The sequence below is a fragment of the Burkholderia sp. BC1 genome (assembly GCF_052683555.1).
In genome coordinates this window covers 1-26,783 of sequence record NZ_JBQYLP010000035.1, presented here as the reverse complement: position 1 = coordinate 26,783, position 26,783 = coordinate 1, and the positions used below count along the sequence as shown (strand labels likewise).

The 26,783-nt window shown below is 67.5% G+C and carries 28 protein-coding genes and 2 pseudogenes; 19 read left to right on the top strand and 11 right to left on the bottom strand.

The genetic code is table 11. The annotated features are described in order from the left end of the window. Nucleotides 1-671: pseudogene (locus ACSHSS_RS18235) on the bottom strand (collagen-like triple helix repeat-containing protein); the annotation flags it as partial. Nucleotides 672-1,023: 352 nt separating this feature from the next. Between ACSHSS_RS18235 and ACSHSS_RS18230 the strand changes: the two are divergent. Continuing rightward, nucleotides 1,024-1,422 carry a carboxymuconolactone decarboxylase family protein gene (locus tag ACSHSS_RS18230; RefSeq protein WP_006397902.1) on the top strand — a complete coding sequence of 133 codons (399 nt, stop codon included), beginning with the start codon at nt 1,024-1,026 and terminating at the stop codon, nt 1,420-1,422. 192 nt (nt 1,423-1,614) lie between these two features. Here ACSHSS_RS18230 and ACSHSS_RS18225 read toward each other — a convergent pair whose 3' ends face one another. The 3 genes from ACSHSS_RS18225 to ACSHSS_RS18215 are packed head-to-tail and all read right to left on the bottom strand — an operon-like array spanning nt 1,615 to nt 5,061. Beyond that, nucleotides 1,615-2,592 carry an alpha/beta fold hydrolase gene (locus ACSHSS_RS18225; RefSeq protein ID WP_445545330.1) on the bottom strand — a complete coding sequence of 326 codons (978 nt, stop codon included), beginning with the start codon at nt 2,590-2,592 and terminating at the stop codon, nt 1,615-1,617. A gap of 7 nt (nt 2,593-2,599) precedes the next feature. Then, the gene (locus tag ACSHSS_RS18220) at nt 2,600-4,162 is read right to left on the bottom strand and encodes a flavin-containing monooxygenase (protein ID WP_006412332.1); all 1,563 of its coding nucleotides are present in this window, start codon (nt 4,160-4,162) and stop codon (nt 2,600-2,602) included. After that, complete coding sequence (locus tag ACSHSS_RS18215) at nt 4,159-5,061, bottom strand: SDR family NAD(P)-dependent oxidoreductase (RefSeq protein ID WP_445545329.1); 903 nt, start codon at nt 5,059-5,061, stop codon at nt 4,159-4,161. The genes ACSHSS_RS18220 and ACSHSS_RS18215 overlap by 4 nt, the downstream gene beginning before the upstream one ends. 87 nt (nt 5,062-5,148) lie before the next feature. Here ACSHSS_RS18215 and ACSHSS_RS18210 point away from each other — a divergent pair, with 87 nt between their 5' ends. Next, entirely contained in the window at nt 5,149-5,826 is a 678-nt protein-coding gene (locus ACSHSS_RS18210) for a TetR/AcrR family transcriptional regulator (RefSeq protein WP_445545328.1), read from the top strand. Nucleotides 5,827-5,854: 28 nt separating this feature from the next. On the opposite strand, the gene ACSHSS_RS18205 is transcribed toward ACSHSS_RS18210, so the two are convergent. Further along, nucleotides 5,855-6,808, bottom strand: a complete 954-nt coding sequence (locus ACSHSS_RS18205) for a LysR family transcriptional regulator (RefSeq protein ID WP_445545327.1) — start codon at nt 6,806-6,808, stop codon at nt 5,855-5,857. A 125-nt stretch (nt 6,809-6,933) separates the two neighbouring features. Between ACSHSS_RS18205 and ACSHSS_RS18200 the strand changes: the two genes are divergently transcribed. From ACSHSS_RS18200 to ACSHSS_RS18190, 3 genes are all read left to right on the top strand, one after another. Beyond that, a complete protein-coding gene (locus ACSHSS_RS18200) occupies nt 6,934-7,599 on the top strand; it encodes a glutathione S-transferase family protein (protein WP_105814335.1) in 666 nt (221 codons plus the stop codon). Further along, nucleotides 7,596-8,561, top strand: coding sequence for a pyridoxamine 5'-phosphate oxidase family protein (locus ACSHSS_RS18195; protein ID WP_105814334.1), 966 nt, complete (start codon nt 7,596-7,598; stop codon nt 8,559-8,561). The genes ACSHSS_RS18200 and ACSHSS_RS18195 overlap by 4 nt, the downstream gene beginning before the upstream one ends. A 129-nt stretch (nt 8,562-8,690) precedes the next feature. After that, nucleotides 8,691-8,894: a DUF2970 domain-containing protein gene (locus ACSHSS_RS18190; RefSeq protein WP_006404301.1), complete on the top strand. Its 204-nt coding sequence runs from the start codon at nt 8,691-8,693 to the stop codon at nt 8,892-8,894. A gap of 13 nt (nt 8,895-8,907) precedes the next feature. Here ACSHSS_RS18190 and ACSHSS_RS18185 read toward each other — a convergent pair whose 3' ends face one another. Further along, nucleotides 8,908-9,288, bottom strand: coding sequence for a hypothetical protein (locus tag ACSHSS_RS18185; RefSeq protein WP_258181380.1), 381 nt, complete (start codon nt 9,286-9,288; stop codon nt 8,908-8,910). Between the two features lie 83 nt (nt 9,289-9,371). Here ACSHSS_RS18185 and ACSHSS_RS18180 point away from each other — a divergent pair, with 83 nt between their 5' ends. The 3 genes from ACSHSS_RS18180 to ACSHSS_RS18170 are packed head-to-tail and all read left to right on the top strand — an operon-like array spanning nt 9,372 to nt 13,497. Continuing rightward, nucleotides 9,372-11,627, top strand: a complete 2,256-nt coding sequence (locus ACSHSS_RS18180; protein ID WP_445545339.1) for a TonB-dependent siderophore receptor — start codon at nt 9,372-9,374, stop codon at nt 11,625-11,627. A gap of 33 nt (nt 11,628-11,660) precedes the next feature. Then, nucleotides 11,661-12,272 (top strand): nicotinamide riboside transporter PnuC, encoded by a 612-nt coding sequence (pnuC, locus tag ACSHSS_RS18175; protein ID WP_006397913.1) that lies wholly within the window; start codon nt 11,661-11,663, stop codon nt 12,270-12,272. Between the two features lie 34 nt (nt 12,273-12,306). Beyond that, complete coding sequence (locus tag ACSHSS_RS18170; protein WP_445545326.1) at nt 12,307-13,497, top strand: phosphotransferase enzyme family protein; 1,191 nt, start codon at nt 12,307-12,309, stop codon at nt 13,495-13,497. 40 nt (nt 13,498-13,537) lie between these two features. Here ACSHSS_RS18170 and ACSHSS_RS18165 read toward each other — a convergent pair whose 3' ends face one another. After that, nucleotides 13,538-14,833 (bottom strand): O-acetylhomoserine aminocarboxypropyltransferase/cysteine synthase family protein, encoded by a 1,296-nt coding sequence (locus tag ACSHSS_RS18165; protein WP_445545325.1) that lies wholly within the window; start codon nt 14,831-14,833, stop codon nt 13,538-13,540. Nucleotides 14,834-14,966: 133 nt separating this feature from the next. Between ACSHSS_RS18165 and ACSHSS_RS18160 the strand changes: the two genes are divergently transcribed. After that, on the top strand, nt 14,967-15,635 hold the full coding sequence (locus ACSHSS_RS18160) for an O-methyltransferase (protein ID WP_035953989.1): 669 nt from the start codon (nt 14,967-14,969) through the stop codon (nt 15,633-15,635). A gap of 42 nt (nt 15,636-15,677) precedes the next feature. On the opposite strand, the gene ACSHSS_RS18155 is transcribed toward ACSHSS_RS18160, so the two are convergent. Together ACSHSS_RS18155 and ACSHSS_RS18150 are read right to left on the bottom strand one after the other, a co-directional pair. Then, nucleotides 15,678-16,445, bottom strand: coding sequence for a class I SAM-dependent methyltransferase (locus ACSHSS_RS18155; RefSeq protein ID WP_445545324.1), 768 nt, complete (start codon nt 16,443-16,445; stop codon nt 15,678-15,680). Continuing rightward, a complete protein-coding gene (locus ACSHSS_RS18150) occupies nt 16,442-17,068 on the bottom strand; it encodes a LysE family translocator (protein ID WP_217111260.1) in 627 nt (208 codons plus the stop codon). Before ACSHSS_RS18150 ends, ACSHSS_RS18155 begins: the two co-directional genes overlap by 4 nt. A 166-nt stretch (nt 17,069-17,234) precedes the next feature. On the opposite strand from ACSHSS_RS18150, the gene ACSHSS_RS18145 reads away from it, so the two are divergent. The 3 genes from ACSHSS_RS18145 (at nt 17,235) to ACSHSS_RS18135 (ending at nt 19,682) form a co-directional block, all read left to right on the top strand. Continuing rightward, entirely contained in the window at nt 17,235-18,041 is an 807-nt protein-coding gene (locus tag ACSHSS_RS18145; protein ID WP_445545323.1) for a helix-turn-helix domain-containing protein, read from the top strand. 115 nt (nt 18,042-18,156) lie between these two features. Further along, a complete protein-coding gene (locus ACSHSS_RS18140; protein ID WP_445545322.1) occupies nt 18,157-18,573 on the top strand; it encodes an ATP--cob(I)alamin adenosyltransferase in 417 nt (138 codons plus the stop codon). Nucleotides 18,574-18,686: 113 nt separating this feature from the next. Continuing rightward, on the top strand, nt 18,687-19,682 hold the full coding sequence (locus ACSHSS_RS18135; RefSeq protein ID WP_445545321.1) for a LysR family transcriptional regulator: 996 nt from the start codon (nt 18,687-18,689) through the stop codon (nt 19,680-19,682). Between the two features lie 418 nt (nt 19,683-20,100). On the opposite strand, the gene ACSHSS_RS18130 is transcribed toward ACSHSS_RS18135, so the two are convergent. Continuing rightward, nucleotides 20,101-21,009: a LysR substrate-binding domain-containing protein gene (locus ACSHSS_RS18130; protein WP_445545320.1), complete on the bottom strand. Its 909-nt coding sequence runs from the start codon at nt 21,007-21,009 to the stop codon at nt 20,101-20,103. Nucleotides 21,010-21,117: 108 nt separating this feature from the next. Here ACSHSS_RS18130 and ACSHSS_RS18125 point away from each other — a divergent pair, with 108 nt between their 5' ends. Next, the gene (locus ACSHSS_RS18125; protein WP_217100388.1) at nt 21,118-22,200 is read left to right on the top strand and encodes a tartrate dehydrogenase; all 1,083 of its coding nucleotides are present in this window, start codon (nt 21,118-21,120) and stop codon (nt 22,198-22,200) included. 164 nt (nt 22,201-22,364) lie between these two features. Further along, entirely contained in the window at nt 22,365-23,675 is a 1,311-nt protein-coding gene (locus ACSHSS_RS18120) for an MFS transporter (protein ID WP_445545319.1), read from the top strand. Here ACSHSS_RS18120 and ACSHSS_RS18115 read toward each other — a convergent pair. Next, nucleotides 23,669-23,860, bottom strand: a pseudogene (locus tag ACSHSS_RS18115) (shikimate kinase); the annotation flags it as partial. The gene ACSHSS_RS18120 and the pseudogene ACSHSS_RS18115 sit on opposite strands and share 7 nt — an antisense overlap. A 279-nt stretch (nt 23,861-24,139) precedes the next feature. Between ACSHSS_RS18115 and ACSHSS_RS18110 the strand changes: the two are divergent. The 5 genes from ACSHSS_RS18110 to ACSHSS_RS18090 all read left to right on the top strand — a co-directional run bounded on the left by ACSHSS_RS18110 (nt 24,140) and on the right by ACSHSS_RS18090 (nt 26,619). Then, nucleotides 24,140-24,229: a colicin E5-related ribonuclease gene (locus ACSHSS_RS18110; protein WP_012217546.1), complete on the top strand. Its 90-nt coding sequence runs from the start codon at nt 24,140-24,142 to the stop codon at nt 24,227-24,229. A 6-nt stretch (nt 24,230-24,235) separates the two neighbouring features. Continuing rightward, nucleotides 24,236-24,565 carry a colicin immunity protein gene (locus ACSHSS_RS18105; protein WP_445545318.1) on the top strand — a complete coding sequence of 110 codons (330 nt, stop codon included), beginning with the start codon at nt 24,236-24,238 and terminating at the stop codon, nt 24,563-24,565. An 88-nt stretch (nt 24,566-24,653) separates the two neighbouring features. Continuing rightward, nucleotides 24,654-25,382: a DUF637 domain-containing protein gene (locus ACSHSS_RS18100; RefSeq protein ID WP_445545317.1), complete on the top strand. Its 729-nt coding sequence runs from the start codon at nt 24,654-24,656 to the stop codon at nt 25,380-25,382. Between the two features lie 596 nt (nt 25,383-25,978). After that, the gene (locus ACSHSS_RS18095; RefSeq protein WP_254211932.1) at nt 25,979-26,299 is read left to right on the top strand and encodes a hypothetical protein; all 321 of its coding nucleotides are present in this window, start codon (nt 25,979-25,981) and stop codon (nt 26,297-26,299) included. Beyond that, entirely contained in the window at nt 26,224-26,619 is a 396-nt protein-coding gene (locus ACSHSS_RS18090) for a hypothetical protein (protein WP_445545316.1), read from the top strand. The genes ACSHSS_RS18095 and ACSHSS_RS18090 overlap by 76 nt, the downstream gene beginning before the upstream one ends. Nucleotides 26,620-26,783: the final 164 nt, after the last annotated feature.

The window sequence follows — 26,783 nt, the reverse complement described above, 5'->3', positions numbered from 1 at the left end:
GTGCCAGACGTACCGGAGGTGCCAGACGTACCCGAAGTACCGGACGTACCCGAGGTGCCAGACGTACCGGAGGTGCCGGACGTGCCAGACGTACCGGAGGTGCCGGACGTGCCCGAAGTACCGGACGTACCCGAGGTGCCGGACGTACCCGAGGTACCGGACGTACCGGAGGTGCCGGACGTGCCGGACGTGCCGGAGGTGCCAGACGTACCCGAGGTACCGGACGTACCCGAAGTGCCGGACGTGCCGGACGTGCCGGAAGTGCCGGAAGTGCCGGAAGTGCCGGAAGTGCCCGAGGTGCCCGAGGTGCCCGAGGTGCCCGACGTGCCCGACGTGCCCGAAGTACCGGAAGTGCCCGAGGTGCCAGACGTACCCGAAGTACCCGAAGTGCCGGACGTACCCGAAGTGCCGGACGTACCGGAGGTACCAGACGTACCCGAAGTCCCGGAAGTCCCCGACGTCGCCCCCGACGTCCCTGAACTACCGCCCCCCGACGTCCCCGAGCTACCGCCACCCGAAGTCCCCGACGTCCCGCCGCCGCCCGACGTTCCCGACGTGCTCGGCTTGACGGTCGGCGGCGTGGTCGGCCCGTCGACGGAGCCGCAGCCGTACAGCGCGAGAAGCGACGACACAGCCAGCGCGACCGTCGTCTTGTTGAAGTAATGGTGCATGTTGGCCTCGACATTGGAAGTTGTCCGAAGCCCTTATCTGCAAATTTCGCGCCATGCCAACTTCGGCGATCAGACCGGTCGTTTCGTTGCGGAAACCGGGAGTTTCGATGCGATTTAAACGCCGTAGCGCCGATTTCCCGAACGGCCGCCGCCCGACTGCTCCGCGCGTCGCCGTGATGTTCCCGTAAGCTGCCGTAACGCGGCGCGCGATGTTACGTAGCATCGCGCGACGTAACGGCCGTCACCGAGCGCCACGTCTTTGACGAAACGCGCGCGCGCCGCGAACATGACGCGGGCCCATCCGGCTGCGGGCCCCGATCGAAGCGGCCGCGACCCGAGACAGGATACGGACATGAGCGAACAGGACAGGGAGCGCGGCAAGGCGCGTCGGACCGAGGTGATGGGCGAGCCGTTCGTCGAGCGCGCGATGCGCGATCTCGACGGCTTTTCGCGGCCGCTGCAGGACTGGCTGAACGAGCACGCATGGGGCAGCACGTGGCAGCGCGGCGGGATCGACCTGAAGACGCGCAGCCTCTGCACGTGCGCGATGCTGGCGGCGCTCGGCCGCAGCACCGAACTGAAGGGGCACGTGCGCGGCGCGCTGAACAACGGCGCGACGCTCGTCGAAATCCGCGAGGTGCTGCTGCACAGCGCGCTGTATGCGGGCGCGCCGGCCGCGGTCGAGGCGTTCCGCAGCGCGCGCGAGGTGATCGCCGAACTCGGTCTCGAATTGCCGGACGACGCCAGCTGATTCGACCACGGCTTCGACGGCCGCCCGTCGCGTAACGCCGCGGCGCGCGTCGGCCGCGAGTCACCATCGCGAACCGAGGATCGAGGCAATCGGACGCGGTCCGATGCAGGCCGACGCAGGCCGACGCAAACCGACAAGGCCGCGCGCCGCGCCCTCTGTCCGCGCCGCTCAGTACACCGGGCAGTACACCGCTCAGTGCGCCGCGCGCGCCGCCGCCGCCTCCGGCGCGGCGGCCACCTCGAGCAGCCAGTCCGCGGTCGCCTCCGGCATCGTCACCGGCAGCATGTGCCCGCCCTCGACGACCTTCAGCCGCACGCGCGCCGATTTCTTCGCGAGCGCGTCGCCGTGGGCGCGCCAGTCGAGGATCCGGTCCTCGCGCCCATACAGCACGTCGACCGGCACCTCCAGTTCCGCGTAGCGGCTTTCCATCGCGGGCAGATCGTCGGGCGCGCACAGCAGGTCGGTCGCCGTCGCATAGAAGCTGGCCGGCCGCAGCCCGAGCAGGCCGCCGCCCTTGACCGCGAAGTCGCGCGGCACGTCCTCGGGCGCGAACACGAGGCGCACGGCCTGGCGGCCGGTCAGGATCGTCATCGGGATCGCGAAGGTCCACGACACGAAGCGGCGCACGAGCGGCGACGGCAGCACGAGCGGCCGGAACGGCGCGGGCGGCTCGGACTGCGGATGCGACAGCGGCGCGATCAGCGCGAGCCGGCTCACGCGCTCCGGATGATTCAGCCCGACCGCGAGCGCGATCGCGCCGCCGAGCGAATGGCCGACGAGCACGGGCCGGTCGAGCCGCAGCGCGTCGATGAACGCGGCGATCGTGCGCGCCTGCGCGAACACGTTCGCCTGCGATCCGGCGCCGCGGGTCGAGCGGCCGGCGCCCGGCCGGTCGACGAGGATCACGCGGTGATGCTGCGCGAGCCGCGCGAGCGGCAGATAGGCGAAGTTGCGCAGCTGGCCGGCGAGCCCGTGCACGAACACGATCGGCGTGCCGCTGCCGTATTCGACATAGTGGATGCGGTCGCCGCCGACCTCGACGACGCGCCCTTCGGGCGGAAACGCGCGCGTCACGCGGCGCGCGACGTAGCCGGAAAACAGCGCGAGCGCGGCGAGCACCGCGACGATGCCGAGCAGGATGTTCAGGATCAGATGGAGCGTCGGGCTCATGGCGGCCTCAGCGGGTTTCGAGTACGGGTTCGGTCGCCGGCGTCGCCGCCGGGCCGGCTGTCGCGCGGCGTTCGAAATGCATCGCCGAGTCGGCGAGGCCGCTGAACTTCAGCGATGCGAGATCGAGCACGTAGTTCTGGTGAAACTTCCACGGCTTGCGGTGGCCCTGCTTCGGCAGGATGCCGGCCGCACGCTGGATATAGCCGGAGCTCAGGTTCACGGCCGGCACGTCGCCGAGATCGCCGGGCGCGAGGCGCGGCACGCAGGTATCGTACCCGTGCGCGCGCATGTGGTTCAGCAGCCGGCACACGTAGCGCGCGATCAGTTCGGCCTTCAGCGTCCACGACGCGTTCGTATAGCCGAACGACGACGCGAGGTTCGGCACGTCGCTGTACATCATCCCTTTATAGGACACGGTCTGCGGCAGGTCGACCGCGCGGCCGTCGACCGTCACGCGCGCGCCGCCGAGCATCTTCACCTTCAGGCCTGTCGCGGTGACGATCACGTCGGCGTCGAGCTGCGCGCCGCTTTTCAGTTTCAGCCCGGTCGGCGTGAAGCGCTCGATCTCGTCGGTGACGATCGACGCGCGGCCCGCGCGGATCGCCTTGAACAGATCGCCGTTCGGCACGAGGCAGAGGCGCTGGTCCCACGGGTTGTAGCGCGGCGTCAGATGCTTCGCGACGTCGAAGTCGGGGCCGAGCTGCCGGCTCGCCGCGCGGATGATGAACTGCTTCGTGCGCTCGGGCTTGCGGCGCGACACGTTGTAGAGATACATCGTCAGCAGCACGTTCTTCACGCGCACGAGCCGGTGCGCGAGCCGCGACGGCAGCACGCGGCGCAGCGCATTCGCGATCTTGTCGCGCGCCGGCAGCGACACGATGTAGGTCGGCGAGCGCTGCAGCATCGTCACGTGCTGCGCGTCGGCCGCCATCGACGGCACGAGCGTGACGGCCGTCGCGCCGCTGCCGATCACGACGACGCGCCGGTTCGCGTACGACAGATCCTTCGGCCAGTGCTGCGGATGCACGATGCGGCCCTCGTACGTATCCATCGCGGGCCAGTCGGGCAGGTAGCCCGCATCGTAGTCGTAGTAGCCGCTGCACATATAGAGGAAGCGGCACGTGTAGACGAGCGTGTCGGTCGCGCCGTCGCGCGTGCGCTCGACGCGCACCGTCCAGCGTGCCCGGTTCGAATCCCAGTCGGCCGCGACGACCTTCTGCCCGTAGCGGATCAGCTTGTCGATCCCGTACGTGCGCGCGGTGTCGCGGATGTAGTCGAGGATCGTCTGGCCGTCGGAAATCGCCTTGTCGCTGTGCCACGGGCGGAAGCTGTAGCCGAGCGTGAACATGTCCGAATCCGAGCGCACGCCCGGATAGCGGAACAGGTCCCACGTGCCGCCGATCGCGTCGCGCGCCTCGACGATCGCGACGCTCGCATGCGGGCAGCGCTTGTTCAGGTGATAGGCCGCGCCGATACCGGACAGGCCGGCACCGACGATCAGCACGTCGAGGTCGCGGCTGTCGCCGCAGGCGGGCGGCGCGGCGCGCCGGTCGGTCGTCGTCGAGGTCATGCGGTGTCCTTGATCGCGGTGGAGGCGTGCGCGGCCGGCGTGGCCGTGCGTGCGAGATTGCGCGCGCGGGCGCGGCGCACGTGGCGCAGCACGAGCCGCTGATAGCCGGCGCCGAGCAGGCGCGCGAGCGTGTCGAGGCGGCGCGCATCGGCGCCGACCAGCACGCGGCGCGCGTTGCGCTCGACGCCGGCGAGGATCTGGCGGGCGGCGTCGTCGGCGGTCGTCGCATTGATCAGGCGATTCGCCTGACGGCGATGGGTCGCTTCGTCCTGGCCGGTGAGCGCGCGAATGCTGGTGTCGACGCGGCTCGCATCGACGATGTTCGTCGCGACGCCGCCCGGATGTACGCAGGTCGCGCTGACGGGCGCGCCGTCGAGTTCGAGCTCCATCCGCAGCGCTTCGGTGAAGCCGCGCACGGCGAACTTCGTCGCGTTATACGCGCTTTGCGTCGGCATCGCGATGAGCCCGAACAGGCTCGACGTGTTGACCACGTGCCCGTCGCCGGACGCGCGCAGATGCGGGAGGAACGCCTGCGTGCCGTGCACGACGCCCCAGAAGTTGATGCCGACGATCCATTCGAGATCGGCGAGGCTCGCCGTCTCGGCGCTCGCGGCCAGCGACACGCCCGCGTTGTTGAAGATCAGGTTCACCTTGCCGTGTTCGGCGCGGACGAAATCGGCCCACGCGAACACGGCGTCGCGGTCGGCGACGTCGACGCGCCGCGTGCTCGTCCGCACGCCGTGCTTCGCGCACGCGGCCGCCGTGCCGGCGAGCACGACGTCGTTGACGTCGGCGAGCGCCACCTCGCAGCCGCGCCGCGCGAGCTCGACCGCCAGGCTGCGGCCCATCCCCGAACCGGCGCCCGTGATTGCGGCGACCTTGCCGGAAAACCCCTTCATCCGTCGTCCTCCCGTTCCGCTACCGTCGTGCCGGCGGCGTGTCTATTGTGGTGTTGGTCGTCACCACTTTAGTTTTCGGGTGTCCTGATGTCAAATAGCGAAATGGAGAAAGCACTCGAAACGGAAAAGCGGGGCCGCGCGTATGGCGGCGTGGCGCCCGAGGTACGCGCGGCGGAGCGGCGCGACGCGCTGATCCGCGCGGCCACGCGCGTGTTCGGCACGGTCGGCTTTCGCAAGGCGACCGTGCGCGCGATCTGCCAGGAGGCGAAGCTGAACGACCGCTATTTCTATGCGGCGTTCGACAGTACCGAAGATCTGCTGCGCTGCACGTACCTGCATCACGCGCAGCAGTTGCACGACGCGGTCGCGCATGCGGTGGCCGAGCACGGCGGCGCGCTGCACGAGCGCATCGATGCGGGGCTCGCCGCGTTCTTCGGCTTCCTGCGCGATCCGTGCGCGGCGCGCGTGCTGCTGCTCGAAGTGATGGGCGTCAGCGCGGATACCGATGCAACGTACCAGCGGATGCTGATCGACTTCGGCAAGCTGATCATGGCGATCGGCTCGGCGCGCGAGCCGCAGACCGTCGCCGAACGCATCGAGCAGCGGCTGATCGGGCTCGCGCTCGTCGGCGCGATGACGAACGTCGGCGCGGCCTGGCTGCTGACCGGCTATCGCGATCCCGAAGCGCAGATGGTCGCGAGTTGCAGGAAGGTGCTGCTGGGCACGTTGCGGGAAGCGGGCGGCGCGGACAAGTCGCCGATCTGAACGAGACCGGCGCGCCGCGCGCAGCGCTTCAGCGCGCGCTGCGCCTGCGCGTCGCGGGGCGTGCGGACGGCGTGCGCGGCGTGGCGCCGATCGTCGCCTTCATCGCGTCGATGAATGCACGCACCTTCGGCGACGGCAGCCGCGTCGACGGATACACCGCGTGAATCCCGGCCGGCGCGGCGCGCCATGCGGGCAGCAGCCGCACGAGCGTGCCGGCCGCGACGTCGTCGGCGATCGAGAAATCCGTCAGCAGCCCGAAGCCGCCGCCCGCGAGTGCGATCGCGCGGCAGGCCGTGGCGGTGTTCGACACGACCGACGCGTTACAGCGCACCGAGGCCTTGCCGCCGCGTGCGCTTTCGAGTTCGAGCGTATGCGGGCGCGCAAGCGTCGACAGCATCACGAACGGCAGCGTCGCGAGCGCGGCCGGATCGCGCGGCAGCCCGTAGCGCGCGACGAACGCGGGGCTTGCCACCAGCCACTTCTCGTACGTGCCGAGCTGCACCGCGCGATAGTTCGAATCGGCGAGCCGGCCGATGCGGACGGCGACGTCGAGGTTCTCCGCGACGAGATCGACGACGCGGTCGTTCGCGATCAGCTCGACATCGAGCGACGGATGCGCATCGCGCAGCGCGACGGCCGCCGGCGCGACGACCTGCGCGCCGTAATCGACCGGCACGCTCACGCGCAGCGTGCCGCGCAGCGGCCCGGCGTCCGACGACACGGCGTCGAGTGCGGTTTCGGCGGCCTGCACGATGTCGCGGCACGCCTCGTAGAACGCGCGGCCCGCGTCGGTCACGCTGAGCCGCCGCGTCGTGCGCACGAGCAGGTTCGCGCCGACTTCCGATTCGAGACGCTGCATGTGCGTGCTGACCACCGTCTTCGCGAGGCCGAGCCGTTCGGCCGCGGCCGTCAGCGACCCCGCTTCGACGACCGCAACGAACACCGCCAGCCGGTTCAGGTTCACGTCGCGCAGATCGGCCATCGTCGATTGTCCTATGGAAGCGGATAATGTTTCCGCGATTATCCGCCTTCTGGCGAACGGCGGCGAGCGGTACGCTGAGGCCGTTCGTCGCCGCGTCCGGCGACGCGTGAATCCGGAGTTCTTACATGCCTGCTGCTGCCCAGCCCGTATCGCCGATCCGCGTCTATTCGTTTCCGCTGTCGGGGCACGCGCATCGCGTCCGGCTGTTCCTGTCGCTGCTCGGTCTGCCGTTCGAGACCGTCGACGTCGATCTCGCGGCCGGCGCGCAGCGCACACCGGCGTTCCTCGCGCTGAATCCGCTCGGCCAGGTGCCGGTGATCGACGACAACGGCACCGTGCTCGCCGATTCGAACGCGATCCTCGTCTATCTCGCGAAGCGCTACGGCGACGCGCACTGGCTGCCCGACGATCCGCTCGGCGCGGCGGCCGTGCAGCGCTGGCTGTCGTTCGCGGCCGGCCCGATTGCGACGGGGCCGGCCGCCGCGCGCCTCGTCACCGTGTTCGGTGCGGCGCTCGACCACGACGCCGCGAAGCGCACGGCCGCGAAACTGTTGACCGCGATCGACGGCGAGCTTGCCGACAAGCCGTTCGCGATCGGCGCGCAGCCGACGATCGCCGACATCGCCGCGTACACGTACATCGCGCATGCGCCGGAAGGCGGCGTGTCGCTCGATCCGTATCCGCACGTGCGCGCGTGGCTCGCGCGGATCGAGGCGCTGCCGCGCTTTATCGCGATGGAGTCGACGCGCGCGGGCCTGCTGGCTGACGCCGCGTCCGGGAGCACGACGTGAACGCGCCGACCGCTGCCGCGATACCGGGCTGGGAACTGCCGGGCTCGCCGTTTCATGCGGGCGAGCGCGCGGTGCAGCATCGCGCGGGCGTCACCGACGCCGCCGATGCGATCGGGCTGCGCGGTATCCGCCGCTTCATGCCCGATCAGCACCGCACGTTCTTTGCGCAGCTGCCGTTCTTCGTGGTCGGCGGCGTCGATGCGGACGGCCAGCCGTGGGCGACGCTGCGCGTCGGCGAGCCGGGCTTCGTGTCGTCGCCCGACGCGCGCACGCTGACGATCGCGGGCGGCACGCTGCCGGACGATCCGCTGGCCGGTACGTGGCGCGCCGGCGCGCTGCTCGGCGGACTCGGCATCGAGTTCGCGACGCGGCGGCGCAATCGCGTGAACGGCGTCGTGCAGGCGGTGGACGGCGACGCGCTGACGATCGCGGTCGAGCAGAGTTTCGGCAACTGCGCGAAGTACATCCAGGCGCGCACGCCGACCGCCGCGCCGCACGACGCGCACGCGCGGCCCGCGACGCAGCGGTCCGACCGTCTCGGCGACGACGATCGCGCGCTGCTCGCGCAAACCGATACGTTCTTCGTTGCGAGTGCGAACGCGTCGGCCGAGGCGGGCGTCGCGCGCGGCGCGGACGTGTCGCATCGCGGCGGCATGCCGGGCTTCGTGCGCGTCGAAGATGCGCGGACGCTGGCGACGCCCGATTTCAGCGGCAACCGGCTGTTCAATACGCTCGGCAACCTGCAGCACGACCCGCGTGCCGGGCTGCTGTTCGTCGACTTCGAGCGCGGCGATCTGCTGTACGTGGCCGCGCGTGCCGAGATCGTCTGGGACGGGCCGCTCGTCGCGTCGTTCGACGGCGCGCAACGCGTCGTGCGTTTTCATGTGACGGACGTGCGGCGGACTGCGGCCGTGCTGCCGTTTCGCTGGTCGCCGGTCGAGCGCGCGCCGCAGTTCAAGTAATGCGCTTTGTACGCTGCGGCATGCGGCCGCAGCGCGCGTGCTGCGCAAAAATCGCGCGCAACTGCTTCTTTTTCCGCAGGCCTGTCGGACCGACGATAGCGTCAACCGATAGACGAAAGGAGCACCCCCATGAAGCTGTTCAGCATGATCCGCCTCGTTCTGTGGAGTTTCTTCGGCGTACGCAACAGCAAGGCGCACGCGTCCGATCTCGCGAACGTAAACTTCACGCTGCTGCCGTTCGTCGCGATCGTGCTCGCGCTGCTCGTCGGCGCGGCGATTTACGGCGTCGTGCACCTGGTCGTCGATCCGACCGTGACAACGCAGGGGTTCTGAGCGCGGCGCGCGATCACGCCGCCCGCCGCGCCAGCCGCGCCCGCTGGCGCTCGTGCTCGATCGTCAGCCGTCCGTTCTCCACCCGCCGCCGCCTATTTCCCGGCCGCGCGCCGCGCGCGCGGTAAAATGCGCGCCACGCCGCGATGCCGCGCGCGATGCTCATGCCGCCGTTGCGCAAACGGCGCTTCTGCCCGCATCGCTCGCCCATCGCGGCATCGAAGCGTCCCCCGCATGCCCGACCGCGCGATTGCGCCGGCCGCCGCCCGTCCGACGAACGGATCGACGGCGGCGCCGGCGTTGCGCGTCGCGCGCATCCGATGTCCGATCCCGCGTTTTCCCGACCGAGCGGCGCGTACGCGTGCGCATCGTCCGGCTCGTCCCGCGAACGGCGCACGGATGCGCAGCTCGGCGGGGCGCGCCGTGCAGCTTCGTAACGTGTTTCGACAGGATCGAATGGCGAGTGCGCCATCCATGACCATGACGGTAAGCAAAACAACCGCGCGGCGTACGCCACGGCGCCGCGCGAATGCGGGCCTCTGCGCCGGCGTCGGCATCACGCTTTTCGCGGCGCAGGCCGTCGCGGCACCGGGCGACGCGCCCGCATCGAGCGCCGAAGCGCCGCCCGCAGCGGCCGCCACGGCGGCGCCCGATGCGACGCTGCCGGCGATCACGGTCAGCGGCGCACGCGGCCAACCCTATCGCGCGCGCGAAGCGTCGGTCGCCGGTTTCGACGACGCGCCGCTGCTCGACACGCCCGCGTCGGTCAACGTCGTCACGCGCGCGCAGCTCGACGATCAGCAGGCGAAGCGCTTGAGCGACGTCGTGCGCAACGACGCGTCGGTCGTCAACGACTACGCGCCGGTCGGCTACTACGAAGGCTTTGCGATCCGCGGCTTTCCGGTCGACCTGGCGAGCGCGATCCGGATCGACGGGCTGACGGTGTCCGGCGAGCAGAACGTGCCGCTCGAGAACAAGGAACGCGTCGAGATCCTGAAAGGGCTGGCCGGCATCGACAGCGGCGTCGTCGCGCCGGGCGGCGTGATCAACTTCGTGACGAAGCGCTCCGCGAACGTCGCGAGCGTGACCGCGGGCGTCGACAGCCGCGGCTCGACATCGGCGGCCGTGGACGTCGGCCGGCGCTTCGGGCCCGACAACCAGTTCGGCTTCCGCGTGAACGCCGCGAAGGAAAACATGCACTCGTATATCGACGGCACGAACGGACGCCGCACGTTCGGTTCGATCGCCGCCGACTGGGACATCAGCCCGCGTGCGAGCCTGCAGCTGAACGCCGAATTCCAGCAGTGGATCCAGCGTTCCGCACCCGGCTATCAGCTGCTCGGCGGCACCGTCGTACCGTCGGTTCATACGACGTCGAAGGCGCTCGGCACGCAGCCGTGGGCGAAGCCCGTCACGACCGATGCGCTGAACCTGAACGCGCGCTTCGACTATCAGTTCAACGACGACTGGAAAGCGTATATCGCCGCCGGCCGCAGCCGCACGATGATCGACGACAACAGCGCGTTCGCATACGGCTGCTACTACGCGGCGAGCTGCGCGGCCGGCACGACGTCGCCGTTCTTCTTCGGCGCGAACGGCGACTACGACGTGTACGACTTCCGCAGCCCCGGCGAATATCGCCGCAACGACGACGTGCGCGCGGTGACGACGGGCAAGTTCGCGACCGGGCCGCTGCGGCACGAGCTGACGCTTGGCGTAAGCGTGCAGCGTCGCGTCGTGCACATGGCCGAGGCCGTGTACGAAAACGTGGGCAGCGAAAACATCTATGGGCCGGACATGACGTTCCCGCCATCGCCCGAAGCGCCGGGCCCGTCGTATCCGCAGCTCGACGCATGGCAGTACGCACTGTTCGGGCTCGACCGCATCAGCATCGGCGAACACTGGCAGGTGCTCGCGGGCGGCAAGGAAGTGCTGTTGCGTCAACGCAGCTGGGACAGCATCGACGGCCCGGCCACGCGCACCGATCGTTCGGTGTTCCTGCCGCAAGTCGCGCTCGTCTACAAGCCGGTCAGTGCGTTGTCGCTCTATGCGTCGTACAGCAAGGCGCTGTCGCTCGGCGATCAGGCGCCCGTGCGCGCGACCAACGCGTATGCGTTCCTGCCGCCCGTCGAATCGCATCAGGTCGAAGTCGGCGCGAAGTACGACTGGCTCGACCGGCTGAGCCTGACGGCCGCGCTGTTCACGATCAGCAAGCCGTTCCAGTTCGCCGATCCCGATGCGTCGGGCAGCAGCTACACGTTCGTGCAGCGCGGCACGCAGCGGCATCAGGGGATCGAGCTCGGCGCGGCCGGGCGGCTCACCGAGCGCCTGTCGCTGACCGCGAGCGTCGCGGCGATTCGCGCCCGCGCGTACGATTCGGGCAGCGCCGCGTACGAGGGGCATCAGATCATCAACGTGCCGGCGCTGCGCGCGTCGCTGTATGCCGACTACGCGGTGCCCGGCGTCGCCGGGCTCGACGTGCTCGGCGGCGTCGAGTACAGCGCGAGCCGCAACGCGAACGAAGAAGGCACCGCGCGCGTGCCGTCGTGGTTCGTGTTCAATCTCGGCGCGCGCTATACGACGAAGATCGCCGGCCATCGCACGGTGCTGCGCGTGTCGGTGGACAATCTGTTCAACAAGTTCTACTGGCGCGACGCCGGCGAGCAGCAGGGCGACGCGTATCTGTTCCCCGGCGCGCCGCGCACCGCGCGCGTGTCGTTGACCTATGATTTCTGATCGCCGCGCAGCGGCTACCCAGGAGCCCATACGATGTCCTCCCTCGAAATCGCCGGCGTGATCGTCAGCGCGCTCGCGATCTGGCTGACCGCGAAGCGGCGGATGCTGTGCTGGCCGGTCGGGCTCGCGTCGGTCGCGCTGTACGGCTGGATCTTCTTCGACGCGAAGCTGTATTCCGACATGCTGCTGCAAGGCGCGTTCGCGGTGCTGCAGGTATACGGCTGGCGCCGCTGGCTCGCGCAGCGTACGCTCGAGGCGAGCGGCCACGCAGCGCCGGCCGGCGACGTCGCGCCCGTCACCGGCGTGCGGCCGCGGCAAATGCTGCCCGACCTGATCGCGGCCGTGATCGGCAGCGCGCTGCTCGGCGGCATGATGGCGCGCTGGACCGACGCGGCGCTGCCGTTCGTCGATGCGTCGCTCACTGCGTTCAGCCTCGTCGCGCAATACTGGACCGCGCGGCGCTATATCGCGTCGTGGGGGCTGTGGATCGTCGTGAACGTCGTGTACGTCGGGATGTTCGTGTTCAAGGCGCTGTATCTGACGGCCGGGCTCTATGCGCTGTTCATCGCGCTCGCCGTCATCGGCTGGCGCGACTGGAGCCGCACCGCCGATGCGCTGCGCGCCGACGCGCGCGCGGCGCACTGATTCCACGCGATTCAATTACGGAGCGACGTCGTTCATGTCATTTCCTCTCGAGCCGGACGGTCCCGCCGCACGCGACGTCGCACCGCCGCAGTTCGGCGTCGACGGCGAACAGGCCGAGCGCGACTGGCCGCTGATCACGCACGACGAAGTCGCGGCCGTGCTCGCGCGGATCGATGGCGCGGGCGTGCCCGCGCGCCTGACCTGGCACAGTCCGCGGCCGTTCTCGGCGGCGGTGCTGGTGCGCACGGACGACGAGCGCGCGCTGTTCGTCAAGCGTCACCATGCAAGCCTGCGCGACGTCGAAGGGCTCGCCGAAGAGCACCGCTTCATCGCGCATCTGCGCGCACACGGCTGCCCGGTGCCCGACGTGCTCGCCGGCCGCGACGGCGCGACCGCATTTGCGTTCGGCGACTGGACGTACGAAGTGCACGTCGTCGCGCCCGGGGTCGATGCGTATCGCGGCGTGATGTCGTGGAAGCCGTTCGCGCATCCCTCGCATGCGTATGCGGCCGGCCGCGCACTCGCGCAACTGCATCGCGCGTCGGCCGGCTACGATGCGCCGGCGCGACCGATTCGCACGCTGCTGTCGAGTTTTCGCGTGCTGTCGAGCGCCGATCTGGCCGGCGCGCTCGAACGCTGGGTCGAGGCGCAGCCGCTGCTCGTGCGCGCGCTCGGCACGCGCAACTGGCGCGCGGACGTCGCCGCGACGATCGGGCCGTATCACGCGCGCGTCGTGCCGCTGTTGCCCGCGCTGGCGCCGTTATGGACGCACGGCGACTGGCATGCGTCGAATCTGCTGTGGACCGATGCGGCGCCCGGCGCGCAGGTGTGCACCGTGCTCGATTTCGGGTTGTCGGACCGCACGTGCGCGGTGATGGACGTCGCGCTCGCGATCGAGCGCAACATGATCGACTGGCTCGCGCCGGCCGATGCACGGCGCGTCGAGTACGAGCAGATCGATGCGCTGCTCGACGGCTACGAGTCGCTCGACCCGCTCGGCGACGACGCCTATGCGGCGCTCGTCGCGCTGCTGCCGATCGTGCATACGGAATTCGCGCTGTCGGAAGTCGCGTATTTCGGCTGCATCGTGAACGCGCCGGACATCGTCGACGTCGCGTACGACGGCTATCTGCTCGGTCACGCGCGATGGTTCGGCGGCCGCGACGGCCGGCAACTGCTCGACTGGCTCGAGCAGCGCCGGCGCAGCAAACGCGGCCGCGCGTGACGCATGCCGGCCGCGGCGCGTCTCGTGCCCGGCGGCCCGATCAGACCTGCGCGAGCGCCTGATCGAGATCGGCGATCAGATCGTCGATATGCTCGATGCCGATCGACAGCCGCACCGTTTCTTCCTTCACGCCGGCCTTCGCGAGTTCGGCCGGCGACAGCTGCCGATGCGTGGTCGACGCCGGATGCGTCGCAAGCGATTTCGTGTCGCCGATGTTGACGAGTCGCGTGAACAGCTTCAGCGCATCCTGGAACTTCGCACCGCCTGCGCGGCCGCCTTTCACGCCGAACGTCAGCAGGCCCGGCGCACGTCCCGACAGATAGCGCGCGACGAGCGCGTGATCGGGATGGTCGGGCAGCCCCGCATAGTTGACCCACTCGACGCGTTCGTGACGCGCGAGATGCTGCGCGATCTTCAGCGCGTTGTCGCTGATGCGCTCGATGCGCAGCGCGAGCGTCTCGATCCCTTGCAGAATCTGGAACGCGTTGAACGGCGAGATCGCGGCGCCCATGTTGCGCAGCGGCACGACGCGCGCGCGGCCGATATAGGCGGCCGGCCCGAACGCTTCCGTATAGACGACGCCGTGATAGCTGACGTCCGGTTCGTTGAGGCGCTTGAAGCGGTCCGCATGGTCGGCCCACGGCAACCTGCCCGAATCGACGATCGCGCCGCCGAGGCTCGTGCCGTGACCGCCGAGATACTTCGTCAGCGAATGCACGACGATGTCCGCGCCGTGCTCGAACGGGCGCAGCAGGTACGGCGACGGCACCGTGTTGTCGACGATGAGCGGAATGCCGTGGCGATGCGCGATGTCGGCGAGCGCCGCGATGTCGGTGATGTTGCCGAGCGGGTTGCCGACCGATTCCGCGAAGATCGCCTTCGTGTGCGCGTCGATCAGCGGTGCGAACGATGCGGGGTCGCGCGGATCGGCGAAGCGCGTCGTAATGCCGTATTGCGGCAGCGTATGCGCGAACAGGTTGTAGGTGCCGCCGTAGAGCGAACTGGCCGCGACGATGTTGTCGCCCGCTTCCGCGATCGTCTGGATCGCATACGTGACGGCTGCCTGACCCGACGCCAGCGCGAGCGCGCCGACGCCGCCCTCGAGCGCGGCGAGCCGCTGTTCGAGCACGTCGGTCGTCGGGTTCATGATGCGCGTATAGATGTTGCCCTGGACTTTCAGGTCGAACAGGTCGGCGCCGTGCTGCGTGTCGTCGAACGCATACGCGACCGTCTGGTAGATCGGTACCGCGACGGCGCGCGTCGTCGGATCGGGGCGGTAGCCGCCATGGACGGCGAGCGTTTCGAGCCGCCACTTCGAAGAGGCCTGATCGGTCATGCGTGCTCCGTCTGTTGTTGTGATGATCGGGCGATTATAGGAGCGCAGCGCGCGCGAAGCTTAGAACGAATGGTGCGTTGCTTATCGGCGCAGCGCGCATAGAATGCATTTTTCCGCAGACGAAAGGTGTGCGATGGATCAGGATCAGTGGAACCGTGTGGACGCGTATTTCTCGGCGACGCTCGTGCCGTCCGACGACGTGCTCGATGCCGCGCTGGCGGCGAGCGAGGCGGCCGGGCTGCCGGCGATCAACGTCGCGCCGAATCAGGGCAAGCTGCTGCAACTGCTCGCGACGATCCGCGGCGCGCGGCGCATTCTCGAGGTCGGCACGCTCGGCGGCTATAGCACGATCTGGCTGGCGCGCGCGTTGCCGCCCGGCGGCCGGCTCGTGACGCTCGAGCTCAATCCGGCGCACGCGGCGATCGCGACGCAGAACATCGCGCGCGCGGGCTTCGCGGATGTCGTGTCGGTCGTCGTCGGCAGCGCGAAGGACAGTCTCGCGCGGCTCATTGCCGAGGGCGAGGCGCCGTTCGATTTCATCTTCATCGACGCGGACAAGGACAACAACCGCGCTTATCTCGATGCGGCGCTGAAGTTGTCGCGGCCGGGCACGGTGATCGTCGTGGACAACGTCGTGCGGCGCGGGCGCGTGGCGGATCCGGACAATCGCGATCCGGATGTCGTCGGCGTGCGCGAAGGGTTCGCGCGCATCGTCGCCGAGCCGAAGCTGACGACGACGGCCGTGCAGACGGTCGGGCAGAAGGGGTGGGACGGGTTTTCGATTTCGATTGTGGGGGAGTGACGCGATCACAGCGTGCCGGCCCGGCGCGCATCGCGCGGCCGTTCACACGCGACAAATCGCGATGATCTCCACACTCGTCGCGTCGTCGAACGGCGCGCCTTGCCAATCGCCGTACCACTCGACCGTCGAGAAGCCGGCAGCCGCCACGCGCGCCTGCAGTTCGCGCTGCGCGATGAACCGCAATCGGCTCGCATGCGTGACGCGCGTGTCATCGCGCAGGAAACGGTAGTGCGTATCGAACGAGACGATCGGCCCTTCGACCGCATGCGACACGTGCTGCAGCTCGACCGCGCCGAACGCCGGCGAATCGACGCGGCGCGCCGACTGTTGCGGTGTCCACGCGCGCCAGGGTTCGAGGCGCGGGTTGCGCGTTTCGAACAGGAAGCGCCCGCCAGATGTGAGGACGCGGCGCACGCCGTGCAGCGTCGAGTCGATCGCGTCGTCGCTCAGCAGGCACTGAAACGCGTGCCCCGTCATCACGGCCGCATCGAACGGCGCGCCGGGCGGCAGGTCGCGCAGGTCGCACGCGATCCAGCGCACCGCGCCGGCGCCCGGCTGGCGTCGCGCGTAGTCGATCATCGCGGGCGCCGGATCGATCGCGACCACGTCGTGCCCGGCCGCCGCGAGCCGGCGGGCAAACGTGCCGGTCCCGCAGCCGACGTCGAGGATACGCTGCGGTGCGGCGCCGATGCGCGCCGCGTAGAACATGAAATCGTGATCGCCCGCGTTGAACAGGTCGTAGACCGCGACGAGACGCGCATCCGTGTACAGCGTTTCATCGGCGGGCGCGACGCCCGTGCGGCGCGTCACCGCTGCTGCACCGCGACGCGCAGACCGAGCGCGATGAAGATCGAGCCGATGATCTTGCCCTGCCAGCGCGTGAGCCACGTGAGCCGCTTCACGATGCGGCCGAGCGGACGGATCGAGCACGCGATCAGCGTCGTGTAGAGCGAACTGAGCACGACGAAGATCAGCCCGAGCACCGCGAACTGTACGAACGTCGAGCCGCGTTCCGGATGCACGAACTGCGGCATGAACGCGAGAAAGAACAGCGCCGTCTTCGGGTTCAGTACTTCGGCGGGAATCGCCTGCAGATACGCCTTCAGCGGCGTGACGGGCGACACCTGTGGCAGCGACGGATCGGACGGCTTGTCGAGCAGCGCGCGCACGCCGAGATAGATCAGATACGCGGCGCCGACCCATTTGACGACGTTGAACGCCAGCGCGGAGGTCATCAGCAGCGCGGACAGCCCGACCGCCGCGAACAACGTATGCACGAAGTCGCCGCTCGCGACGCCGAGGCCGGTCATGATGCCGGTGCGGCGGCCGCCCTGCACGGTTCGGCTCAGCACGAGCAGCACTGCGGGACCGGGAATCAGGAACAGACCGAGGACGACGGCGGTGAAGGTGGTCAGCGTGGTCAGGTCGAACATGGCGGCTCCGGGAGGGTGGTGCAGCGGCGGTAGTCTGCCGCATTGTATGCGCTTTGATGCGCACTTGCTGACGAGGGCGCGGCGGGGCTGCGTTGCCGCCTTTCTGGTATAAGCACGGAGAGCCGGCGCACTGCGGCGCCGGGCTTTCTCCATCGCTGACCGTTCCATGCACAAGCTTTCACATGGCGCCGGCGCCGATCCGGCGGTGAGCCTCACCCATTCCGCGACGCCACGCCCGCTCGTGCTGTTCGGCGGCTCGGTCGTCGAGCCCGAATGGCGGCTCGAGCGGCACAGTCATCGGCACGCGCAGCTGCTCTATACGCTAAGCGGCGTCATCTATTGCGAGATCGACGGCGGCGTATGGAGTGCGCCGCCGCAATGCACGGTGTGGATTCCGGGCGACGTCCCGCATGCCGCGCGCGGCTCGGCCGGCGCGACGTTTTACGCGGTGCTGGTCGAGCCGGACGCCGCGCTCGCGCTGCCGACGCGCTGCTGCACGCTCGGCGTCTCGCCGCTGCTGCGCGAACTGCTGCTGAAGGCAGCGAGCTTTCCCAATCTGTACGACGTCGACGGTCCGCAAGGCCGCCTGATGGCGACGCTGCTCGACGAACTGGTCGCGGCGCCCGACGAGGATCTGTACCTGCCGATGCCCGCCGATCGCCGGCTGCGCAAACTGGTCGATCATCTGCTCGACGAGCCGGCCGACAAGTCGCCGCTCGCCGAACTCGCGCGGCGGGCCGGCATCAGCGAGCGCAGCCTCACGCGGCTCGCCGCGAAGGAACTCGGGATGAGCCTCGGCGACTGGCGCCGGCGGCTGCATGTCGCGCTGTCGCTGCAGATGCTGACGACCGGCCGTCGCGTGCACCAGGTCGCGATCGACCTCGGCTACGAAAGCGCGAGCAGCTTCGTAACGATGTTCCGCAAGGCAACGGGCAAACCGCCGACTCAGTATCTGTCCGACCGGCAGCGCTGAGCAGGCGCGCGCCGCGCGCAATTTGGCCGGATTGAGCAAGCGCTTGGCCGGCGCGAAAAATGACGCGATCTGTGTCGCTCCATAAAATGAGAATCGTTCTCATTTGGAGGCCAACATGCAGATCACCACGACTGAATTCCCGTTTGTCTGGTTGCGATATACGTCTTTGTCGTCGGGCGACCCCGCGTCGCTGTTTGCCGAACTCGACGCATTGCTCGCGCGTCGCGAACGCTTCGTGTTCCTGACCGACGACGCGCCCACCGGCGATGGTGGCGCCGAGGATCACGAACTGCGCAAGCAGCTCGCGAAATGGACGAAGGCCAACCGTGCGCAGTCGCGTGCGTGGGTTCCCGCGATGATCGCAATCGAGCCCGACGCGCAGCGGCGCGCGGCGCTCGACGCGTTTTCCGGTGCGTTCGAGAAGGTCTGGGGCTATCCGCTGCAGGCGGCCGCAAACCGCGACGATGCGCTCGCGCTGGCGCGGCGGCTGCTCGCCGAGCCCGTGCGCGATGCCGGTACGATGAACGGCTGAGCGGCTGCGCGGCCGCGTGGACACGTCGTGACGTGCTCGCGCGGTTTCCTTCGACACGCATCGGCGGCGCGTGCGAGCACGTCGCCGATGCGGCAACCAGGCAGGGTATCCCGGTGGACAATCCGATTCGCGCGATGCGCATCTTTGCGCGCATCGTCGAGATGAACAGCTTTACGCGCGCGGCGCTGTCGCTCGGCATATCGCGCGCGACCGCGACGCGCACCGTGCAGGAGTTGGAAGCGGCGCTCGGCATGCCGCTGCTCGTGCGCACGACGCGCGCGCTGCGGACGACGCCGGAGGGCGACGCGTACTACCGGCGCTGTCTGCGGATCACGGCGGACGTCGACGAACTCGAGGCGAGCATCCGTCGCGCCGCGCGGCATCCGAGCGGGCCGCTGCGCGTCGGCCTACCGGCCGCGGTGGCCAGTGCGATCGTGCTGCCGGCGCTCGGCACATTTCATGCACGGCATCCCGATCTCGTGTTGATGCTCGGCGTGTCGGTGCGTGCGGCCGATATGGTCGGCGATGCGGTCGACTGCAGCGTCCGCCTCGGCGAGCTGCCCGATTCGTCATTTGTCGCGCGTCCGCTCGGCGCGCTCGAACGCGTGACCTGCGCCAGTCCCGCGTATCTCGATCGTTGCGGCGTGCCGCGCACGCTCGGCGATCTCGACAGGCATCGCGCGGTCGGCAGCACGTCGGGATCCGGGCAACGCGCAGCCGAATGCGACTTCATGGTCGACGGCGCGGTGCGCAAGATCAGGGTCGACGTCATCGTCGGCGTCGACGACGAGCACGCGTACCTGGCATGCGGCGTACACGGACTCGGGCTGATTCAGCCGCCGCGTGCGGTCGCGCAGCCGTTGATCGATGCGGGGCTGCTGCGGGAGGTGTTGCCGCAGTGGCGGCCGGCGGCGGTGCCCGTATCGGCCGTGTATGTGAAGCGTCCGCATGTGTCGCCCGGCGTGCGCGCATTCGTCGACTGGATCGCGGAGCGGTTCGAGGCCGCTGCGCGGGAGCGGGCGGCGGGCGTGATCGGGTGGGAGGCGAGATGGCGCGCGCCGGAGCGGATCGATATGCCGGTTGAGGGGGTGTCGGCCGCGATCGCGTGAGGGTCGTGCAATCGCCCGGCAACGTGGCCGCAGACATGCGCGGTGCGCGGGCGTTGCGCGGCAGCGTGTCGTGCTATGTGGCGGCCGTGACGCGTCGTGCGATGTCGTCCGCGCATGGCGCCGACTGCTGCGGCGTCCGCGCGCCGTGGTTCGAGGCGCGTGCTGCTTGTTTCGCACAGGAAGCGGCGGCCCAGCGCAAGCACGCGGCACGCGCCGCGCAGCATGGCGTCGATCGCGTCGTCGGTCAGCAGTTACCGGAACGGGGGTGCCATCATCACGGCCGCATCGAACGGTGCGTCGCGCGGCTGGTGCAGCGGTGCGATTCCGCGCATTGCATTCGGTTCGACGCGACGCTGCCGAAGTGTGCCCGCGCCCCGCCCGCGCAAGCGAACCTTGCACCACGCGGGCCATGCTGTCGTCAGCCGCCCAGCTCTGCCGCGAGAAAATCGACGAACGCGCGAATCCGCGTCGACATCTGGTGGCGCTGGGCATACACCGCATAGATGTCCGCGCTCGGCGTTTCGTAGTCCTGCAGCACGACGACGAGGCGCCCGTCGGCCAGATAGTCGCGGATGTCCCACTCGGCACGCATCAGGATACCGTGCCCGTCGAGTGCCCACTTCACTGCGATTTCGCCGTCGTTCGTTGTCAGATTGCCGTTGATTCGCACGGCTTCGGTATGACGGGCCGCGCCGCGGCCCGTCGTCAGCCGCCAGATTCCGTAGTTTTCGTCGCCTTGCCGGATGCCGATGCAGTTGTGCCGCGTCAGTTCATGCGGCGTGCCCGGTGTGCCGTGCCGCGCGAGATACGCGGGCGCCGCGCACAGCAGCCGGCTGTTCGGCGCAAGCCGTCGCGCGACGACACGCGTGTCGGGCGGCTCGCCGAAGCGGATGCAGACGTCGAACGCGTCGTCGGTGAGCGGCGGCGGCATCACCGATAGTTGCAGTTGCACCGACACCTCCGGATAGCGCGCGACGAAACGTGAGATCGCCGGACCGACATGGCTGCGCCCGAAGCCTAGCGTCGCGTTCACGCGCAGCAACCCCTTCGGCCGCTGCTTCGCGCTGCCGAGCAGTTCGCCGAGCTCGTCCATCTGATCGAGGATGCGGCGCGCGTAGTCGAGATACACGTCGCCTTCGGGCGTCAGCATCATGCGACGCGTCGTCCGGTTGACGAGCGTGACGCCCGCGCGCCGCTCCATCTGCGTGAGCCGCTTGCTGACGGCCGCCGCCGTCAGTCCGAGTTCGCGCGCGGCCGCACTGAGGCTGCCCGACGCGGCCAGCGTCGAGAAGAAGGCGAGATCGGCCGGCTGCACGGTGTCCGTCATGACGCGATTCGTGAACGGAAGTTAAAGATGCTTTGAGTCTAGCACCGGTTCCTGCACTGCCGGTTCGGTAAAGTGGCCGCACGCTCACGATCAAATCGAGGTATTCGCATGAAGACGTACCGTATCGCGACCATTCCCGGCGACGGCATCGGGAAGGAAGTCGTGCCGGCCGGCAAGCAGGTGCTCGAGGCGCTGGCCCGCGGCAGCGACCGCTTTGCGTTCGAGTTCGAGGATTTCGACTGGGGCGCGGACTACTACCGCCGGCACGGCGCGATGATGCCGGCCGACGGGCTCGACGCGCTGCGCGGCAAGGACGCGATCCTGTTCGGCTCGGCCGGCGACCCGGACGTGCCCGACCACGTGACGCTGTGGGGGCTGCGGCTGAAGATTTGCCAGGGCTTCGATCAGTACGCGAATGTGCGGCCGACGCGCATCCTGCCCGGCATCGATGCACCGCTGAAACGCTGCGGCCCGGACGACCTCAACTGGGTGATCGTGCGCGAGAACTCGGAAGGCGAGTACGCGGGTGTCGGCGGCCGCGTGCATCAGGGCCATCCGATCGAGGCCGCGACCGACGTGTCGATCCTCACGCGTGTCGGCGTCGAGCGAATCATGCGCTTTGCGTTCCGGCTTGCGCAATCGCGTCCGCGCAAGCTGCTGACGGTCATCACGAAGAGCAACGCGCAGCGTCACGCGATGGTGATGTGGGACGAGATCGCGAAGCAGGTCGCGCAGGAGTTTCCGGACGTGACGTGGGACAAGGAACTCGTCGATGCGGCGACGGCGCGGATGGTCAATCGTCCGGCCTCGCTCGACACGATCGTCGCGACGAACCTGCATGCGGACATCCTCAGCGATCTCGCGGCCGCGCTCGCCGGCAGCCTCGGCATCGCGCCGACCGGCAACATCGATCCCGAACGCCGCTATCCGTCGATGTTCGAGCCGATCCACGGCTCCGCGTTCGACATCATGGGCAAGGGGCTCGCGAATCCGGTCGGCACGTTCTGGTCGGTCGTGATGCTGCTCGAGCATCTCGGCGAGACCGAAGCGGCCGCGCGCGTGATGCGCGCGATCGAAGCCGTGACGGCCGATCCGTCGCTGCATACGCGCGACCTCGGCGGCCATGCGACGACCGCGCAGGTGACGGCGGCTGTCTGCGAGCACGTCGTGCACGCGGCCGTGACGGCCTGACGGCGGGCGTCCCTGCGGGCTCCCCTACCGGCGTCCCGTTTCACGCCAATCGACTCGATCTGCCCACGACTCGCGCAACCGACGCGAGCGGGGCGCCGATCCGCACCGCGGATCGGCCGGCATTCCTATCACAGAGCACGGCTCGACCTCGAAGGAGGAGACACATGCAAGCGGATCCGGAAACCCGCGTCGCGCGGAAACTGATGTGGCGCATCATTCCGTTCGTGATGCTGCTGTATTTCGTCAGCTTTCTCGATCGCGTCAACGTCGGCTTCGCCGCGATGACGATGAACAAGGCGATCGGCCTGTCGCCCACTGCGTTCGGGCTCGGCGGCGGCCTGTTCTTCATCGGCTACTTCCTGTTCGAGGTGCCGTCGAACCTGATTCTTCACCGGGTCGGCGCGCGGATCTGGATCGCGCGCGTGATGATCACGTGGGGCATCGTGTCGGCCGTGTCCGCGTTCGCGGTCGGACCGACGAGCTTCTACGTACTGCGCTTCCTGCTCGGCGTGGCGGAGGCCGGCTTTTTCCCCGGCATCATCCTGTACCTGAGCCTGTGGTTTCCGGCGCGGCAGCGCGCGGTGGCCGCCGCTTGGTTCATGGCGGCCGCGCCGATCTCGACTGCGATCGGCTCGCCGCTATCCGGCGCCATCATGCAGATGCCGCCGATGTTCGGCCTCGCGGACTGGCAGATGCTGTACATCGTCGAGGCATTGCCGGCGATCGTGCTCGGCTTCGTCGTGCTGAAGTGCCTGACCGATACGCCGTCGAAGGCCGCGTGGCTTCAGTCGGACGAACGCGACTGGCTGATCGCGAAGCTGAAGTCCGAAGCCGATGCGCGGCACGGGCGCAGCGGCCATACGGCCGGCGCGTGGCAGGCGCTGCGCGACCCGCGCGTGCTCGCGCTCGCGCTGATCTACTTCGGCACGTCGGCGGGGCTCTATACGCTCGGCTTGTGGGCGCCGCTGATGGTGAAGCAGTTCGGCTTCAGCGCGCTGCAGACAGGCCTGCTGACCGGCATTCCGAGCGTCGCGGCGGTCGTCGCGATGATCGTGTGGGCGCGTCATTCGGACCGCACCGGCGAGCGCACCTGGCACGTCGTGATTCCCTGCGTGCTCGCGTGCATCGGCTTCGTGTTCGCCGGCGAAGCGAGCACTGCACTGCTGACGGTGCTCGCGCTGGTCGTCGTCAACGTCGGGATCAGCGCCGCGAAGGCGCCGCTGTGGGCGATGCCGAGCGCGTTCCTGTCGGGCGCCGGTGCGGCCGCGGGGATCGCGATGATCAACTCGATCGGCAATCTCGGCGGCTTCGTCGGCCCGTTCGCGATCGGCTGGCTGAAGCAGGCGACGGGCGGCTATGCGGCGGGGCTCTACGTGGTGGCGGCGACGCTCGCGGTATCGGCGATCGTCACGCTGATGCTGAGTCGCAAGGGTGCGCGCGAGCAGGTCGCGTCACGCGTGCAGCACCATCACTGAATGCGGCGGGCGATGTCGGCTGCGCATGCGGCGGCCGATGCGGTCGACGTGTCGATGAAGCAGTCGCTGAACGCGCGCGACGCATAGCCTTCGCGGTACATCTCGACGATGCGCTGCCGTTCCCATTCCGTCAGCATGCGCGTGCCGCGGTCGGATGCCGCGATCACCTGCGGCGGGGCAAGTGTTGCGTTCCTATGCCAGTGCCAGTGCGCATGCCGCAGCAATAGTGATTGAGTCATGGGAAAGTAGCGTGGTGGCCGAAGGGCTGATGACTACAATTGATGCGGTGATTGGCGTTGCAGGGACGATCAGCATTGCGTCTGCAGCTTCGCAAGAGTCAGGGTTTTATCGTGAGCCGCGTTCGTGTCGGGGCGACGACCGACAACAGATCCGAAGCGAAAACGCCAGCCGGTTTGCCAAGAAGCGACTCTGCGTCGGTATATGGATGAAAGAGCGGATATGTTGTGGTGAACGACCGTACCGGCGAAGTCGTGCAGGTAAGTGGTAAGAACGATCCCGGTTGGATTCCCGACAGTCGAATCAAGTGGAAATGAGGCACGATGAAATTTGATCTTCAACGGCGTTACGAATCAGCGGACGATTTCTTCGCGCTGGAAGGAAGTGTTGTGATGAAATTGTCAGCCGGCGCGGCAATTGAGATTTGCGAACGTGCAGCCGAGCAAGGTTTGGTTGTGTCTCGCGTGGAAGGCGGGATTTGGCATTTTCCTGGGTTCGAAGCCAGACTTGATTGCATTTGGGATGGAGCTGATCCGCCCGTTGATTCCACTGCAGCAAACCAGAACAATCTTGCTGCGGCGGACTTCATTCGCGCAGAGAGCAATGTGCACGATGTGTTCGTGGTTACCGCATCGCGTATGACGGGCTGGTGACTTTACACAAACTTCCATATAGTACCGGTCGCAGCGCCCCAGGGTTCAAATCGTACGCCCATGCTCACCACAGGCATGGAGAAGTGAAATGTCAGTTAACGACACGAATGTTGTCGACGACATCGGAACCGTCCCCGACAAAAATTTGGTGGTCTTGTCGGCGGCGATTGCCGGATTCACTTCGAGTGCCGCCAGCCTGTTTGTCGGTACGGGCAAGATTGCGCTCAGCAGTGCTTTTGAAGCGGCGGCCGTTGCTGCGTTCACGGCCGGTTTGAAGAACGGCATTTCTGCGGGCTTGCACACGGCGATCGAAGGCGGCAGCTTTGGTTCTGCCCTCAAGAGCGGGCTAGTCAGCGACTTGGCCGCAGCGGGGGCGTTCGCCATTGGAGACCAGGCGAATCCTCTGACGCTGACGAACACCGTTGGACACATGACGCTGGGCTGTGTCGCGAGCGCAGTCAGCGGCCCTGGATGCGGTGGTGGGGCGATTGGCGGGGCCACGAGTGCGGTGCTATCGCCGTGGCGCGGCCGGACCTCTACAAAGTGCCGTGACTCAAGGGGGGAGCGGAAAGTGACGATGTCTTACGACAGCCAAGCGCAGGCACGACGAAAATTGCTGAAACGAGCAGTGATCGCTTATTCAGGGGCGGTTGGCATCGTTGCGGTTGCGGTAGTGATTTCGTTGACGAATGGTGCGGGCTGGCGAGCAGCTCTTGCCGGAATGCCGCTCTATGTGACCGTATTCGGTGGGGTCACCTATCATCTGATCAAAGAATGGCGTGTACTCAAGCGAGAGCATTTGCGAGATCGGGAATGATAAGATTTTTAAAATATTGAAATTTCCCCGTTCGGGAAGATCGACGTACGCGAATGATCGCGCAGGTGACAATCGAACTTTTAAAATTTGGAAGCGAGAAGAATGAGAAGAGTGCTCCCATTTATGATTTGTTTTGTTTTATGTGCATGCGCCACGTCATACGAATATGGACTTACCTCGGCCAAGCAGTTGAGTGAGGTGGGAATATCCGTCGACGCGAATACTCAAGCGCGGAGAGACCTGTTCGTGGGGCGATGATACGACCGCCAAAATGCACGAGATGGTAATCAAACGATGTCGTTGATGGACATCAAACATGGTGGAGTGTATTTCTATTCATGGCGAATCCTTGAAAAGGATGGCCGGCAAAGATTCTCTGACGAGAAAGGGAGATGGAGAGGATTTATCCTCGTCAAGGTAGTGCATAAATATTCCGATGCTGTCGCCAAAGCGCGTCTAGGCGAAAAACTGGGATAACGCACTGTATTTAGGCGGCGGCCGCTGGCGAAGCCGCGCCGCGTTTAGGGTTGCGGGCGGTGCGAACGCGGGTTGCGTCGGATGCTGGATACGGTGCAATTGGCCGGGCCGTGTCGGCGATGACAGCGAACGGCATCGCGACCGCAGTGACGGGTGGACAGGGCGTTTCCGATCAAGTGCAGTTTGCTGCGATCGTGACGGCAACCTCGTTGCTGGGTGGCGCAGCGGCGGGCCTGCTGGGCCAGAACGCGTTGGCCGCGATGAATCAGTTGATTAAAGTTGGCGGCTGGGACCTGAAATTTTCACCGCCACGGCAGCCTGGACAGCTTCCAGCTCTAATCCACGCTTTAAGTAATATCGAAACATGGAAATCAAGATCGAAAAACCGTTCCGTCTGTACCTTGATGTTGTTGAGGCAGACGAACATGTGCCTTCGATGAAAATGCAGGTGATAATCGACGTGCAGCAGTTTGGGCACAGACTGGAATATCACGCAAACGTATGGTTCGACTGCGCTGTCTGGGACGCGTTTGTTGATGTTCTAAACAGTATTGGTAAAGGGGAAGCTAAACTTGTGGATATGGGAGGCCACTTTACTTTGTGGCTTGGAGAGGTTTCCGGAAAGTCGGTGATTTCGTGGGAATTGAAAAAAGCGGATGTAACGGGGGCCGTTACCACCGCTGCGTTTCGATCACCGATCGACGAAGATACCTTGGCACACATGAAAGAACAGTTTATGCAGTTTGATCGGTGGTGGTAGCTCGATAAAGCGCTTGCGTGCGAAATTGGACTGCTGAGTCGATTGAGTCACCAATATCGCGCCCGTCCAAGGTGCAATTGCAGGGGCGTGTCGGTGATCGCGGCGAGCCGACAGGGAGGTATCCGGAATTTCGTGTGTGAGGCGGGTTGAGATTCAGATTCCAA